The following is a 14,731-nucleotide window of genomic DNA, read 5'->3' as shown; positions in this document are numbered from 1 at the left end:
GCTCGCCCTGACGGACGCGAAGACTACTGCCCGTCGATCCGGGCGCCGAGGAGCGCGATGGCGCGCTGGTAGACGCCGGCGGCGTTCCAGCCCTGGATCGCGGCGAAGTTCGGCTCGCCGGGCTGGTAGCCCGCGCCGCGCTGCCAACCGTGACCCTTCAGGAAGTTGGCGGTGGAGTTCAGCGCGACCGGCGCGCTGTCGAGGCTGCCGCCCACGCCGTAGGTCAGGACGTTCTTCGGGAGGAACTGGGTGTGGCCGACCTCGCCATGGGCTGCACCCCGGGTCGCCGGCGTCAGGACGCCGCTATCGACGAGCTTGAGCGCCGCGTAGAGCTGATCGGTGAAGTAGGCCGAGCGGCGGCAATCGTAGGCCAGCGTCGCCACCGCCGAGAGGGTGTTGACGTTGCCCTTCACGGCACCGAAGCCGGTCTCCATGCCCCAGATCGCCAGCAGCGGGCCCGGCGGCACGCCGTAGCGCTGCTCGATCGAGGCGAAGAGCGCCGCGTTCTGCGCTTTGAGGGCGCGCCCGCGGGAGACGATGGTGTTGCCGCCGCGCTTGGCCAGGAACTGGTCGAGCGAGAGCTTGAAGCTCTTCTGGCCGCGATCGGCCGAGATGGTCGCGGTGGAGTAGGAGGTGTTGGCGAGGGCTGCGAGCGAGGCCGGGCTCGCTCGGCCCTTGGCCTCGGCGGCGAATTCGTCCTTCCAGGCCTCGAAGCCGGCGGCATTGTTGCCGCACTGCGCCGCCTGCGCCGTGCCGGCCAGCCCCATCAGGGCGGCGATGGCCACCATTCTCAAACCGTGTCCGGTCATCCCACACTCCATCAGGCGGCGGCCTTACGCGGCGCCGCGGCAATCACAGGACTTCGGCCGTTGCGCGGCACCGGGCGAGCCCCGCGATCGGAGCCCATGCCCGTTACCTTGAGTTCGGACGAACCATACCTTGGCAGAATCACCGAGCTGTGGCGGCGGTGAGGCACAAACGGCGCTGCAACGCCATGATTCTGCGGACGTGATCGGATTGGTTACCGGCCGATTGCAGCCGATCCCGCTCCGAATGCCTCATGAAACGCCCGCTGGGCACGGCGGCGCAGCGGGCGTTTCACGAGCGACACTCAGTTCACCTCGACCTGAACCACCCCCGGCACGGCGCGCAGCGCACCCGCAACCTGCGGGGTCGCCTGGTAGCGATCCTTCAGTCGCACCTCGACCTCGCGCTCGCCGCCATCGAGGATGAGGATCAGCGACACCTCGCCCTCGCCGCGCAGGGTCAGGCGCTGCTGCACCGAACTCAAGGCGCGGTCATCGCGCAGGAAGATACGCATGCCCTTCTGGTGGCGGGCGGCGGCCTGATCGAGGGGTTCGGCGGTGGTGATGCGGGCGCGCACGTCCTCGCCCTCCAGATTGGCCTGGATCGTCAGCACCAGCGGGCGGCCGGGTTCGAGGATGTCGCGGTACTGGTTGAGCCCTTCGGAGAAGATGATCGCCTCGAAATGCCCGGTCTGGTCCGAGAGGATGACGATGCCGAGCTTGTTGCCGCTCTTGGTGCGCCGCTCCGAGCGGTCGAGCACCGAGGCCGCGATCCGCCCGACGCTGGCCGTGCCCGCCCGCACCGCCCGGCAGAAATCCGCCCAGGACTGGACCCGCAGCTTTTCGAGGATCGGCCCGTACTCGTCGAGCGGATGGCCCGAGAGGAAGAAGCCGATGGCATCGCACTCGCGTTTCAGCTTGTCGGTGTGGGTCCAGAACTCGTGGGCTGGGATGCGCAGCGCCACATCCACCGAGGCGACGCCGCCGAACATGTCGGTGATGCCCGAGGTCTCGGCCTCGGCCGCGCCCTGGGCCATCTTCATCATCGGCTCGACCGCGGCCCAGGCGCGTGCCCGGTCGGGCTCGATGCAATCCAGCGCCCCGGCCGCGATCAGGTTCTCCAGCGTGCGCTTGTTGACGTGGCGCGGGTTCAGGCGCCGGGCAAAGCAGGCGAGATCCTTGAACGGTGTGTCACCGCGGGCGGCGACGATCGATTCCACCGCCGAGCGGCCGACGCCCTTGATCGCGGCGAGCGCGTAGAGGATGCGCCCCTCCCGCACGTCGAACACCACGCCGGAGGTGTTCACCGACGGCGGCTCGACGGTGATCTTCAGGCGCTGCGCGTCCTGGCGGAATTCGGCGAGCTTGTCGGTGTTGTCGATGTCGAGCGTCATGGCCGCGGCCAGGAACTCGACCGGATGGTTCGCCTTCAGATAGGCGGTCTGGTAGGTCACCAGCGCGTAGGCCGCGGCGTGGGACTTGTTGAAGCCATAATCGGCGAACTTCGCGAGCAGGTCGAAGATCTCGTCGGCCTTGGCTTTGGTCAGGCCGTTCTCGGTGCAGCCCTTCACGAAGCGGTCGCGCTGGGCGTCCATCTCCGCCTTGATCTTCTTACCCATGGCGCGGCGGAGCATGTCGGCCTCGCCCAGCGTGTAGCCGGCGAGAACCTTGGCGACCTCCATCACCTGCTCTTGGTAGACGATGATCCCGAAGGTCTCCTTCAGGATCGGCTCCAGCATCGGGTGCGAGTACCAGCTCGCCTCGTTGCCGGCGTCGCGCCCGAGCTTGCGCTCGCAATAGACCGGGATGTTGGCCATCGGGCCCGGCCGGTAGAGCGCCACCAGGGCGATGATGTCCTCCAGGCGGTCGGCCTGCATCTCGCAGAGCGCTTTCCGCATGCCGGCGGATTCCACCTGGAACACCGCGACGGTCTCGCCCCGGCCCATCGGCTCGTAGGTTTTCTTGTCATCCAGCGGGATCTGGGCGAGATCGACCTCGATGCCGCGCTGCTTGAGCAGATCGGTGCAGCACCGCAGCATGGTGAGGGTCTTGAGGCCAAGGAAGTCGAACTTTACCAAGCCGGCTTGCTCGACCCATTTCATGTTGAACTGGGTCACCCGCATGCCCGTCTTCGGGTCTCGGTAGAGCGGCACCAGTTCTTCGAGTGGGCGGTCGCCGATCACCACGCCGGCGGCGTGGGTCGAGGCGTGGCGGTGCAGGCCCTCCAGCTTCTTCGAGATCTCGATGAGGCGCGCGACGATCGGCTCCTCCTCGATCGCCTGCTGGAGCTTGGGCTCGCCCTCGATCGCCTGGGCCAGGGTCACGGGGTTGGCCGGGTTCTGCGGCACGAGCTTGGTCAGCTTGTCGACCTGCCCGTAGGGCATTTCCAGCACGCGGCCGACGTCGCGCAGCACGCCGCGGGCGAGCAGCGTACCGAAGGTGATGATCTGCCCGACCTGCCGCTCGCCGTAGCGCTGCTGCACGTAGCGGATCACCCGCTCGCGGCCCTCGACGCAGAAGTCGATGTCGAAGTCCGGCATCGAGACGCGCTCAGGATTGAGGAAGCGCTCGAACAGCAGGCCGAAGCGGAGGGGGTCAAGATCGGTGATGAGGAGCGACCACGCCACCAGCGAGCCCGCGCCCGAGCCGCGGCCCGGCCCCACGGGGATGTCGTGGTCCTTGGCCCATTTGATGAAGTCCGAGACGATCAGGAAGTAGCCCGGGAACTTCATCTTGACGATGACGTCGAGCTCGAACTTCAGCCGCGCGCGGTAATCCTCCTCTGTGAAGCCGGGGGCGGTGCCGTGCTGCTTCAGGCGCAGCTCCAGCCCGGCCTCGGCCTGCCGGCACAGCTCCGTCGGCTCGTCGGCGGCGACCGCCTGAACCGGCGTCTCGGCGGCTTCGGCCAGGGCCTCGGCCATGGGCGGCGCCTCGCCCGCAGCGACGCTGGCGAAATTCGGCAGGATGGGTTTGCGGGTGCGCGCCCGGTAGGAGCAACGCATGGCGATCTCGACGGAGGCCGAGAGCGCGTCCGGCAGATCGCGGAACAGCTCCATCATCGCGGCGCGCGTGGTGAAGGCGTGGCGCGGGGTCAGCCGGCGGCGGCGCTCGTCGGAGACGAGACGGCCCTCTGCGATGGCGAGCAGCGCGTCGTGCGCGTCGTAATCGCCGGGCTTGGCGAAGAACGGTTCGTTGGTGGCGACGATGCCGAGGCCGTTCGTGTCCGCGAGCCGCAGCAATTCGCGCTCGACCGCGCGCTCGTCATCAAGGCCGTGGCGCTGGATCTCGACGTAGAGCCGGTCCTCGCCGAACGCCCCTTTCAGGATCTCCAGGCGGCGCGCGGCCTGATCGGCGCGGCCGGCGCGCAGGCTGGTATCGAGCGGCCCCGTGAGCCCGCCGGTGAGGCCGATCAGCCCCTCGACATTGCCCTCCAGTGCCGAGACGGCGAGGTTGGGGGCGGCGCCGAGCGGACCGTCGAAATGGGCCCGGCTGCCGAGCCGCAGCAGGTTGCCGTATCCGGTCTCGTCCTGGGCGAGCAGCACGATGTTGGCGCAGCCGGCCTGGGGCAGGCGCGCCATCGGGTCGGGCGCCTCGAAGCAGATCGTGAGCTGGAGCCCGGCGATCGGCTGGATCCCCGCCTTGGCGGCGTATTCGGAGAATTCCAGCGCCCCGAACAGGTTGTTGGTGTCGGTGAGCGCGAGCGCAGGCTGCCGGTCGGCCGCGGCCGCCTTGACGAGATCGCCCGCCTTCACGCCGCCTTCGAGCAGCGAGTAAGACGAGTGGACATGGAGGTGGACGAAGCCGACCTCTTTGAGTGTGCGCGCCATGAAGGACCCTGCTCGGAGCCCGCTAAGATCGCCGCTCCATGCCTTCCGAGTCTGTCACCAAGGCGCCGCACTGCGCCCGATATCCACCGCTCTTCGCGCCCGACGCCGTGCGGATCGGCGCGGCGGGCCGAAAACGCCGGCTCGATGCCCTTTCCTGTGAGCAACGCAGCCGAGGCCGGAACAAACCGCGCTCGAACGCGAACCTTTAATGGATCGGCGCCAAGGCTACCGCCCAGAGCGCGACCGCTCCGAAGAGCAGGCCAAAGGCGGTGAACTCGACGAGGCTGGTGAAGAGCACACGCTTGGTCATCGCTTCCACTCCCTGTTGATGGAGTGATCTTTGTTCCTGTTTTGTTCTGTGTAAAGCCTCGGGGCCGAACGACGCGTTGGAATGGTGAACGATGTGTTGCCGGCGCCACGGTGGCCGTCGGCAGACGGCGCCTTCACGCCTGGAGACGCATCAGGTCGATGCCTTCGCGCCGCGGGGCGCATCCTCCCGGCCATGATGAATCGGGGCCGCTCCGGCGCGCCGGAGCGATTCGCCTCACGCCTCCAAGTGGCGCCGCCGCACGAGGCGGTGGAGCAGGCCGCCGCGGGGGCCGACCAGCATCGAGACGAGGTAGAGCGCGCCCGCCGCCAGCACGATCGCCGGTCCCGTCGGGAGCCGGATGCCGGCATGGTATGAGACGAGCAGGCCGGTCACGCTGGAGAGCATCGAGACCAGCATCGCCACCGGGATCAGACCCGACAGGTCGGCGGCCCAGAACCGGGCGGTGATCGCCGGCAGCAGCATCAGGCCGACCGCCAGCAGCGTGCCGAGCGCCTGGAAGCCGCCGACGAGGTTGACCACCACCAGCGCGAGGAAGGCCGAATGCACCGGACCGCCGGCGCGGCTGACCGTGCGCAGGAACAACGGATCGACGCACTCGATCACCAGCGGGCGGTAGAGCAGGGCGAGCGCCACCAGCGTGAGGCTGGCGATGCCTCCGAGCAGCGTGAGCGCGTCGTCGTCGAGCGCCAGCACGGTGCCGAACAGGATGTGCAGCAGATCGACCTGCGAGCCGCGCAGCGACACGAGGAACACCCCACCCGCTAGCGAGATCAGGTAGAAGGCGGCCAGACTGGCATCCTCCTTCAGCACGGTCGAGCGGGTGACGAGCCCGGCGGCCAGCGCCACCGCGAGCCCGGCCACGAGCCCGCCCAGCGTCATCGCCGGCAGCGACAGCCCGGCGACGAGGAAGCCCGCGGCGGCGCCGGGCAGGATGGCGTGGCTCATCGCCTCGCTCATCAGGCTCATCCGGCGCAGCATCAGGAAGACGCCGAGCGGCGGGGCCGAGAGGGACAGCGCGAGGCACCCGGCGAGCGCCCGGCGCATGAAGCCGAACTCGACGAAGGGGCCGATCAGGAAATCAAGACAATCGGCAAACGTCACGAGACGGCCCCGTGATGCGCGCGGCCATGGTCGTGATCATGATGGCCGTGCTCGTGATGATCGTGGCCGTGACCGTGCCCGGCATGGCCGTGCCCCGGCGCGGGGGTCTCCGGGGAGCCGCCGTGATGCGCCTCGTGCGCCTCATGGCGGCAGATCGCGGCGGCCTCGTCCCAGGCCTCCGACAGGCGCAGCGCCCGGGCCAGCACCGGCGGCGTCAGCACCTCGCGCGTCGGGCCCCAGGCGATGGGCCGGCGGGCGAGAACGAGGGTCGAGGCGAAATGCGCGCGCACCTGACCGAGGTCGTGCAGGGCCGCGACCACGGTCCGGCCCTCGCGGTGCCAGCCGCGGATCAGGGTGAGCAAGTCGGCGGTGGTGCGCTCGTCGATGCCGGTGAAGGGCTCGTCGAGCAGGATGATCCGCGCATCCTGCAGGATCAGCCGGGCGAACAGGGCGCGCTGGAACTGGCCGCCGGAGAGGGTGCCGATCGGCCGGTCCTCGAAGCCGTTGAGCCCGACCGCCGCGAGCGCCTCGATCAGGCGGCTGCGCTGGCGGGTGAGGCTGCGCCACGCGCCGAGCGGGCGCCACAGCCCCATCGCCACGAGGTCGAGGACGCTCAAGGGAAAGCTGCGGTCGATCTCGGCGGCCTGCGGCAGGTAGGCGATGGCGCCGGAGCGCGGCCCCGCCTCGACGCTGCCATCGAGCGGGCGGATCTCGCCGACGATGCCCTTCAGCAGCGTCGACTTGCCCGCGCCGTTCGGCCCGACCACGGCGAGCAGGTCGCCGGCCGCGATGGTGCCGTCGAGATGGTGGACCGCCGGATGCCGGTCGTAGCCGAGCGTCAGGCCCTGAAATCGGATCGCGCCGGCGCGCGCGGCCTCGCCGCTCATGATTTGGCCCACAGGATCACGGCCCAGAGCAGGCTCGACAGGATGAGGGCGGCCACGAGACGCGGGCCGACTCCGCTGCGGAACAGCGAGCGGCGCGGGAGGCGGACGGTCCCGCCGGCACGGGTCATGGGATCTCCGAGGATGGACCGGCGCGGGCGGTGTCGCGGAGGCCGGGCGCGGGGCCGGGACTATCGCGGCCCGCGCCGTTGCCCGCCTCGTTGCCCGATTGCGGCCGGACGCCTATCTTGGTCGGGCTGATACACTGTAACATGGGCCGAGTTCAATCGGCCCGTGCCGAGTGTCGATACGAGCGGCAACGATAAACGGCGACACCGGGCGCCGGGACCGGGGAGGTCGGGATGCGCGGTCACGCGCAGCAGGAGCACGGCCAAGGCGACGGCGCCCACGGGGACGGCCACACGCATGACCATCACGGTCATGGCGCGTCCGGCTGCGGCGGGCATGCCGTCTCGGTCGAGGCGATGATCGAGCGGGCGGAGCGGCTCTGCCAGGCGCGCGCCCTTCAATTCACGCGGCTGCGGCGGGACGTGCTCGCGGCGGTGGCCGCGGAGCATAAGCCGCTCGGCGCCTACGACATCGCCGAGCGGATGAGCGCCCCCGGGCGCCGGGTCGCGGCGGTGTCGGTCTACCGGGCGCTCGATTTCCTCACCGAGCAGGGCTTCGTCCACCGCATCTCCAGCCGCAACGCCTTCGTCTCGTGCGGGCACGAGCACGGCGCGGGGGCGGGCCTCGTCTTCCTGATCTGCCGCACCTGCGGCGGCATCGACGAGATGACCGCCCCGGCGGTCGAGAGCGCCCTCGACCAGACGCTGGCCGGGGCCGGTTTCACCCCGACGAGCCGGATTCTGGAGGTCGAGGGGGAGTGCGGCGCCTGTCGCGGGCGCGGGGACGCGCCCGAGGCGTCATAGTCGTGGTCAGCAGGCGTTGCGGTAGGCGCGCGGCGAGGCGATCGTCCGGAACAGGATCGTGATGTCGAGCCAGAGCGACCAGTTGTCGATGTAGTGCAGATCGGCCTGGACGCGGCTCTCCATCGCCGCGTCGGTCAGGGTCTCGCCGCGAAAGCCGTTCACCTGCGCCCAGCCGGTGATGCCCGGCTTCACGTTGTGGCGGCGGGCATAGAGGGCGATGCGGCGCTCGAAGCTGCGGTCATGCGCCAGCGCGTGCGGGCGGGGGCCGACGAGCGACATGTCGCCCCGGATCACATTTAGGAGCTGTGGCAGCTCGTCGAGATTGGTCCGGCGCAGCAGGGCGCCGACGCGGGTGATGCGCTCGTCGTTGCGCGAGGCCTGCCGGAAGGGGGCGTCGGGAGCCGCCTTCATGCTGCGGAACTTGAAGACGCCGAAGGCCTCCTGGTTGAAGCCGTAGCGCCGCTGCCGGAAGAAGACCGGGCCGGGGCTGTCGAGCTTGATCAGTACGGCGAGCGCGACGAAGAGCGGCGCGAGCATCAGGAGCCCGATCCCGGCCAGCGTCACGTCGAAGGCGCGCTTGAGCAGGATCTCGCCCACCGAGAGCGGACGGCGACCGATATTGATGCCCGAGAGCCGGCCGACCCGAGCCACTTGCAGGTCGGGAAAGCGGTCCATCATCGTGCCGGGCCGCAGATGCAGGGCGGCCGGCACCCGCAGGAAGGCATCGATGCAGCGCTCGATGTCGGCGGGCTCCGACCACGGCACCAGCACGAACACGTCGTCGGGCCGCAGGAAACGCACCACCGAGACCGCGAGGTCGAGATCCTCGGCGAGCAAGGACTCCGCGTTCCCCAGGCCGGATGTCGGCTCGGGGCGGCGCAGGTAGCTCGTCCCGACGATGCGCAATCCCAACGCCTCGACATCGTTGTTGGCGTAGAAGTTCGTCACGTCCTCCTCGTAGCCGACGAGGTGGACGCGGCTGGCGGAGGGCGAGCCGGAGGTGCTGCTGCGGCGCACCAGCGCCACCGTCGCCGCGCGGACGAGGATCGTGACGGGCAGGCCGGCGAGGAAGAAGGCGGCCGAGGCGACGCGGGAGAAGTCCTGAGTCGTCTTCGTCGCGAAGCCGACCAGCAGGGCGACCGCCCAGGCCATGAGCCAGAGCGTCGCCCGGCGCTGCAGATGCGGCGTCTGCGACAGGCAGCGCTCGATGCTGTACTCGCCGCGGGCGAGGTTGGTCAGCACGACGATCACGGACAGGAAGCCAGCCGTCTGAAGGTTCATGCTGTTGGTGAGCGGGATCAGCTCCCCGTCGCCGATATAGGCGTGGTAGGCGACATCCACCGCGAAGCCGACCGCGAAGATCGCCACGAGATCGGCCGCCAGCAGCGAGGCCGAGATGCCCACGCGCAGGGCCATGCGCCGCCGACGCGGCAGAAGCGAAGCCCAGACGGAGCGGCTCACCCCGTCATCGGGCAGCCGCTGGTACTGCTGAGGGGGGCGCTGGTGAAACATGTGTCCCGCGCTGTGCTGCCCTGGGGCGGTGAAGTGTCCCGACGCGGGACGTTTTCGGTCGCCGCGCCCGGTTCTGCGGCGTCCCGCGCAAGCTGCGCACCGGATGCGTGACGGTGCCGTTGCTCGGGCGAAACGGGACTGACATACGAGCCCGCGGACGAAAGCCCGGCTTCCCGAAGGATTGATCCTCCGGAGGGCCTGACCCGTCGCGGTGCGCGACCCGAACGCCGATCGGCCCCGGATCGATCCCCCCGGACACGATCAGCAGCCGATGTGAAACGAAAGACGCGTTTTCTACGAGGGAATCACTGGTCTCGCGGTGCGAGAGCTTGAAAGATCAGCACTTATTTTTTGAACAAAGCAATGCGGGAGGGCCGTCCAGTCGTCGGTCCGGACGGAGTGCGGCATGCGAGCCGAAGCAGTTGAGAATCCAGGATTGCCCGGCCCGCCCGAGGTCGCCGTGACGGCGCCGGCCCAAGCGCGCGGACAAGCCTCCCCGGCCCTGGCGGTGCTGATCGGCCTCAGCCTCTCGCACCTCCTCAACGATCTCGTGCAGTCGCTTCTGCCGGCGCTCTATCCGCTGCTCAAGGCCGGCTTCCACCTCGATTTCGGGCAGATCGGCCTCATCACCTTCGTGTTCCAGGGGACGGCCTCGCTGCTTCAGCCGGCCGTCGGCCTCTACACCGACCGGCGCCCGCTGCCCTATTCGCTCGCCATCGGCATGGTGCTGTCCCTGGCCGGGCTCGCCCTGTTGTCGGTGGCGTCGGCCTACGGCGCCTTGCTCGCCGCCGCGGCGCTGATCGGGCTCGGCTCCGCCATCTTCCATCCCGAGGCGAGCCGGGTGGCGCGGCTCGCATCCGGCGGCCGCTACGGACTGGCGCAGTCGGTGTTCCAGGTCGGCGGCAATGCCGGCACGGCCCTCGGGCCGTTGCTCGCCGCCTTCGTCGTGGTGCCGCATGGCCAGGGCAGCGTCGCGTGGTTCTGCCTCGCCGCGCTTGCCGGCATCCTCATGCTCGGCACGGTCGGTCGCTGGTACGCGCAGCGGCTCGCCACGACGCCGAGAACCGCCCGGAAGAGCACGGGCGCCGCCTCCGGCAGCCTGAGCCGGGTGCGGATCGTGGTGACGATCGCGATCCTGCTGGGGCTGATCTTCTCCAAATACTTCTACATGGCGAGCTTTTCGTCGTACTACACGTTCTACTTGATCCACCGTTTCGACGTGCCGGTGGCGCTCGCCCAGGTCTACCTGTTCGTCTTCCTCGGCGCGGTGGCGGCGGGGACGATTCTCGGCGGCCCGATCGGGGACCGATTCGGGCGCAAGTTCGTGATCTGGATCTCGATTCTCGGCGTGCTGCCGTTCTCGCTGACTTTGCCGCACGTGAATCTGTTCTGGACGGTGATTCTGTCGGTGCCGATCGGACTGATCCTGGCATCCGCCATGCCGGCGATCTTGGTCTATGCACAGGAATTATTACCGGGCCGGATCGGGCTCGTCGGCGGCCTGTTCTTCGGCTTCGCCTTCGGTATGGGCGGCCTCGGTGCCGCGCTGCTCGGGGAGATGGCCGACCATGTCGGCATCGAGCGCGTCTACGATCTCTGCGCCTTCCTCCCCGCACTCGGGCTAATGGCGGTGTTCCTGCCGCGGCTGCGGTGATGCCTTTGCCGAGCCGGGTCAGTGCGCATCCGTTTGGAGCTTAGCCGCGTAACCTCTCGGTCGATTTTCCTAACGCCGGACGAGGGCAACGAACGGGCGCCTCGCCCCGGATCCGATGTCCGGGGCGAGGCGCTTGGGTCAGGCGGCCTGCTCGCTCTGCGGCCGGGCGAGGGTCTGGATCGACTCGAAGCCCTCGAATTGCGGGTGGCCGAGATAGAGCGGCTTGGTGCCGGGCACCCGGCCATGCGCCTTGCGGAACTGTTCCGAGCGGGTCCACGCCTCGAAATCGTCGCGCGAGCGCCAGACGGTGTGCGAGGCGTAGAGGATGTGGTCCTCGGCCTCCGGCCCCCTGAGCATATGAAACTCCACGAAGCCCTCCATCTCGCCGAGGTGACTGTCGCGTCCGAGCCAGACCTGCTCGAAATCTTCCGCCGATTCCTTGATGACCTTGAACCGGTTCATTGCGATGAACATGCCGTGACGCTCCCGATCTGAGCGAGCCGGCCCCAACGCGACCGCTCGAACATGATGACTCTACGTAGTTTCGCTCGTAGGCTGAGGCAGAGCCATCAGCACCGCCTGTGGTGCGGATGGCTCTGCCTCAGCGAATTCGTGAGAAATCCCACCAAACTCCGGACGGCGTTGACGTTTTCGCTGCAGGAACGTTCGGTGAACAGAAACTTGCTGGAAAACTGAAAACTTTCAGTTGGCTACAGGTAGGCTCTTGCATTGCGTATGCACTTCATGGTGATGCTGCGGCTAGGCTAAACCACTGCGATACGGTTGCCTCTAAAACGCATCTGCCCGACCTGCTCCGGTAGTAGAAGCGTTTCGAGATGCCCGAAGACGCTGGCAAAAGCTCAAGCGCTGCCGACCTGAGGTCCTTGGGTCGGTCCGCGACATCGCACAGGGACCGTGCCGTAAGATGATGCCGAAACAGACAACCGATGTCGACCGCCTCGTCGGGCTCCGGATCACCGCGCTGCGCAAGGCACGCGGATTGAGCCAGACCGCGCTCGGGACCGCGGTGGGTGTGACCTTCCAGCAGGTCCAGAAATACGAGAAGGGCCAGAATCGCGTTGGCGCCGGGCGCCTGCGCGAAATCGCCCGTCTGCTCGAAGTCCCCGTCTCCGCCTTCTTCGAGGAAGGCGACGGCGCCGCCGCCCAGGAGCAGACGGAGGTGTTCGGCTTCCTGCGCGCGCACGGGGCCGTCGATCTGCTGCGCGCCTTCGCGACGATCGAGGACGATCAGATGCGCCGCGAGGTTCTGGCGATCGTGCGCAGCGCCGCCCGCCTCGGCCGCAAGAAAGAGCCGGACGTCGTCGAGGCCGTCGAGGTGCGCCCGAGCTGAAGGCATCGGGTCGGCCTGTCGTGGCCCTCGCGGGCCGCGGGCCTTCCCTCGCCGAACCGGCATCGACTTCGAAGAGCGCATCGTCCCGCGCGCTCTCGGCCGATGGTGCGAGGGGCTGAGACAGGTGCCGCTCGATCGATGCTTCGACGGGGCGGCGATGCCGGCCCGCGTCACGCCTCCGCCGTCCCGGCGATCAGGTGGAAGAAGCTGCCCGTGACACGGCCCCGGCGATGGCCGGCGAGGCCGAGCGGCACCCCTTCCGCATCCGTCACCCGCGCCAGCGCGATTTCGTCCCCCGGCGTGGGTGTGAGTTCGCTTGCATAGTGGAATTCGTGCCCGACGAGGCGCGTGCCGGCGGGGCCGAGCAGCCCGTCGTCGAGCAGATGCGCGACGCGGTAGCCGAGATGGAGCTTGCGCCGCCGATACGAGGTCGCAACCGGCAGCAGGCCGCACATCGGATGAGTGAGCCCGTCGGCATCCTCCAGGCTCTCGCCCAGAACCATGTAGCCGCCGCACTCGCCATGGACCGGCCGCGTCTGCGCGAAATCCCGCAGGCCGCCGAGGAAGCCCTGTGCCGCCGCGAGCTGCCCCGCATGCAGTTCGGGGTAGCCACCGGGCAGCCAGCAGGCCTCGCAATCGGCCCCCGGCGCCTCGTCGGCCAGGGGCGAGAACGGCACGATCTCGGCACCGGCCGCGCGCCAGCCCGCCAGCATATGCGGGTAGAGGAACGAGAAGGCGGCGTCCCGCGCCACCGCGATCCGCTGCGCCGGCGGCTTCGGCAGGCCGTCGGTGGCGGCAGGGGCATGCCCGCCGGCCACGGCCAGAATCGCGTCGAGGTCGAGGGCGGTTTCCGCGAGGTCGGCGAGCCGGTCGAGCCGGGCGTGGAGGTCGGCGGTCTCGCCTGCCTGGACGAGGCCGAGATGGCGCTCGGGCAGGACGAGGCTCGCCTCGCGCGGGAAGGCGCCGAGCACCGGCAGCCCCACCCGCGACAGTCCCGCCTCGACGAGGCGGCGATGGCGCGGGCTTGCGACCTTGTTGAGGATCACGCCCGCGATCCGGATCCGCGAATCGTAGGCCGCGCAGCCGAGCGCCACGGCCGCCGCTGATTGCGCGGCGCCCGATACGTCGAGCACCAGAACCACCGGCCAGCCGTAGCGCGCGGCGATGTCGGCGTTGGCGCCCGTGCGGCCCTCACCCGCGACGATGCCGTCATGCAGCCCCATCGAGCCCTCGGCGACGACGAGATCGGCCGCGCGCGCGCTCAGGCCCGCGCAGGCATCGAGCAGCGCGTCGGGCATGGCGAAGCTGTCGAGGTTGAGGCTGGGCAGGCCCGTCGCCGCCTCGTGGAAGGCGGGGTCGATGTAGTCCGGCCCGCATTTCGCGCCGCGGATCGCCACGCCCCGGCGGCGCAGGGCCCGCATCAGCGCGAGCGTCACCGTGGTCTTGCCGGAGCCGGAGCGGGGTGCGGCGATGAGGAGGCCGGGGGCGGGGGTCACGATGCGGCCTCGTCCGATGCTGCGCCGGGCGCGCCGACCGCGCCGCGGGGGCGGAAGCGGCGGTCGTAATCGGGGGCGTAGAGCGCGCTCTCGCGGAAATCCGACGGGTCGAGCGCCGGTCCGACCAGGATCAGCGCGGTGCGCTCGATGTTTTCCGCCCGGACCCGCTCAGGGAGCGTGGCGAGCGTGCCCGTTAGCACCCGCTCGTCGGGCCATGTCGCGCGAAACACCACCGCGGCGGGGCAGTCCGGCCCGTAGAACGGGACGAGATCAGTGCACGCCTGCTCGACGACGTGGATCGAGAGATGCAGCGCCAAGGTCGCCCCGGTGGCCGCAAAAGCGGAGAGTTTTTCGCGCTCCGGCATCGGGCTCGCCCGGCCCGAGGTGCGGGTGAGCACCACCGATTGGGTGAGCCCCGGCACCGTCAACTCGCGCCGCAACAGGGCGGCGGCGGCGGCGAAGGAGGGGACGCCGGGCGTCACGGTATAGGGGATGCCCAGCGCGTCGAGCCGGCGGGTCTGCTCGGCCAGCGCGCTCCAGACCGACAGGTCGCCGGAATGCAGCCGCGCCACGTCCTGGCCGGCGGCATGCGCGCGCCCGATCTCGTCCATGATCGCATCGAGGTCGAGGGGCGCGGTGTCGACGATGCGCGCCCCGTCCGGGCACCATGACAGGATCTCGGGTGCCACCAGCGAGCCCGCATAGAGGCAGACGGGGCAGGCCGCGATCCGGTCGCGGCCGCGCACGGTGATGAGGTCGGCGGCGCCCGGCCCGGCGCCGATAAAATGGACGGTCATGACGCCCGCTTACAGCATCGGGGCGCCGGTTGGGGAGTGA

12 protein-coding genes are annotated in these 14,731 nt (G+C 69.5%); 3 read left to right on the top strand and 9 right to left on the bottom strand.

Features of this window, described 5'->3' with window-relative positions; translation table 11 throughout:
• Window positions 1-23 precede the first annotated feature (23 nt).
• The 5 genes from ASF53_RS23930 to ASF53_RS26940 form a co-directional block, all read right to left on the bottom strand.
• The gene (locus ASF53_RS23930) at window positions 24-809 is read right to left on the bottom strand and encodes a lytic murein transglycosylase (protein ID WP_056204968.1); all 786 of its coding nucleotides are present in this window, start codon (window positions 807-809) and stop codon (window positions 24-26) included.
• Window positions 810-1,111: 302 nt separating this feature from the next.
• On the bottom strand, window positions 1,112-4,633 hold the full coding sequence (gene dnaE / locus ASF53_RS23925; RefSeq protein ID WP_056204965.1) for a DNA polymerase III subunit alpha: 3,522 nt from the start codon (window positions 4,631-4,633) through the stop codon (window positions 1,112-1,114).
• Window positions 4,634-5,177: 544 nt separating this feature from the next.
• Entirely contained in the window at window positions 5,178-6,065 is an 888-nt protein-coding gene (locus tag ASF53_RS23920) for a metal ABC transporter permease (protein ID WP_186813007.1), read from the bottom strand.
• Window positions 6,062-6,952, bottom strand: a complete 891-nt coding sequence (aztA, locus tag ASF53_RS23915) for a zinc ABC transporter ATP-binding protein AztA (RefSeq protein ID WP_056204962.1) — start codon at window positions 6,950-6,952, stop codon at window positions 6,062-6,064. Before aztA ends, ASF53_RS23920 begins: the two co-directional genes overlap by 4 nt.
• On the bottom strand, window positions 6,949-7,080 hold the full coding sequence (locus ASF53_RS26940; protein WP_286134691.1) for a hypothetical protein: 132 nt from the start codon (window positions 7,078-7,080) through the stop codon (window positions 6,949-6,951). Before ASF53_RS26940 ends, aztA begins: the two co-directional genes overlap by 4 nt.
• Window positions 7,081-7,311: 231 nt before the next feature.
• Between ASF53_RS26940 and ASF53_RS23910 the strand changes: the two genes are divergently transcribed.
• Window positions 7,312-7,881 carry a Fur family transcriptional regulator gene (locus ASF53_RS23910; protein WP_056204961.1) on the top strand — a complete coding sequence of 190 codons (570 nt, stop codon included), beginning with the start codon at window positions 7,312-7,314 and terminating at the stop codon, window positions 7,879-7,881.
• A 6-nt stretch (window positions 7,882-7,887) separates the two neighbouring features.
• Here ASF53_RS23910 and ASF53_RS23905 read toward each other — a convergent pair whose 3' ends face one another.
• Complete coding sequence (locus tag ASF53_RS23905; RefSeq protein ID WP_056204958.1) at window positions 7,888-9,393, bottom strand: sugar transferase; 1,506 nt, start codon at window positions 9,391-9,393, stop codon at window positions 7,888-7,890.
• Window positions 9,394-9,799: 406 nt separating this feature from the next.
• On the opposite strand from ASF53_RS23905, the gene ASF53_RS23900 reads away from it, so the two are divergent.
• Window positions 9,800-11,047, top strand: a complete 1,248-nt coding sequence (locus tag ASF53_RS23900; protein WP_056204954.1) for an MFS transporter — start codon at window positions 9,800-9,802, stop codon at window positions 11,045-11,047.
• 138 nt (window positions 11,048-11,185) lie between these two features.
• Here ASF53_RS23900 and hmuQ read toward each other — a convergent pair whose 3' ends face one another.
• Window positions 11,186-11,521: a heme-degrading protein HmuQ gene (gene hmuQ, locus ASF53_RS23895; RefSeq protein WP_056204951.1), complete on the bottom strand. Its 336-nt coding sequence runs from the start codon at window positions 11,519-11,521 to the stop codon at window positions 11,186-11,188.
• Window positions 11,522-11,972: 451 nt separating this feature from the next.
• Between hmuQ and ASF53_RS23890 the strand changes: the two genes are divergently transcribed.
• Window positions 11,973-12,398 (top strand): helix-turn-helix domain-containing protein, encoded by a 426-nt coding sequence (locus ASF53_RS23890; protein WP_056204950.1) that lies wholly within the window; start codon window positions 11,973-11,975, stop codon window positions 12,396-12,398.
• A gap of 170 nt (window positions 12,399-12,568) precedes the next feature.
• Here the strand turns inward: ASF53_RS23890 and ASF53_RS23885 are convergent, their stop codons facing one another.
• Both ASF53_RS23885 and cobM read right to left on the bottom strand, forming a co-directional pair.
• Window positions 12,569-13,894, bottom strand: coding sequence for a cobyrinic acid a,c-diamide synthase CobB (locus ASF53_RS23885; RefSeq protein ID WP_056204946.1), 1,326 nt, complete (start codon window positions 13,892-13,894; stop codon window positions 12,569-12,571).
• Window positions 13,891-14,691 (bottom strand): precorrin-4 C(11)-methyltransferase, encoded by an 801-nt coding sequence (gene cobM, locus ASF53_RS23880; RefSeq protein WP_056204944.1) that lies wholly within the window; start codon window positions 14,689-14,691, stop codon window positions 13,891-13,893. The genes ASF53_RS23885 and cobM overlap by 4 nt, the downstream gene beginning before the upstream one ends.
• Window positions 14,692-14,731: the final 40 nt, after the last annotated feature.

It is taken from the genome of Methylobacterium sp. Leaf123 (genome assembly GCF_001423405.1).
GTDB lineage: Bacteria > Pseudomonadota > Alphaproteobacteria > Rhizobiales > Beijerinckiaceae > Methylobacterium.
Note: the sequence above shows the minus strand (reverse complement) of the source record. Positions and strands in the feature narration are given on the sequence as shown.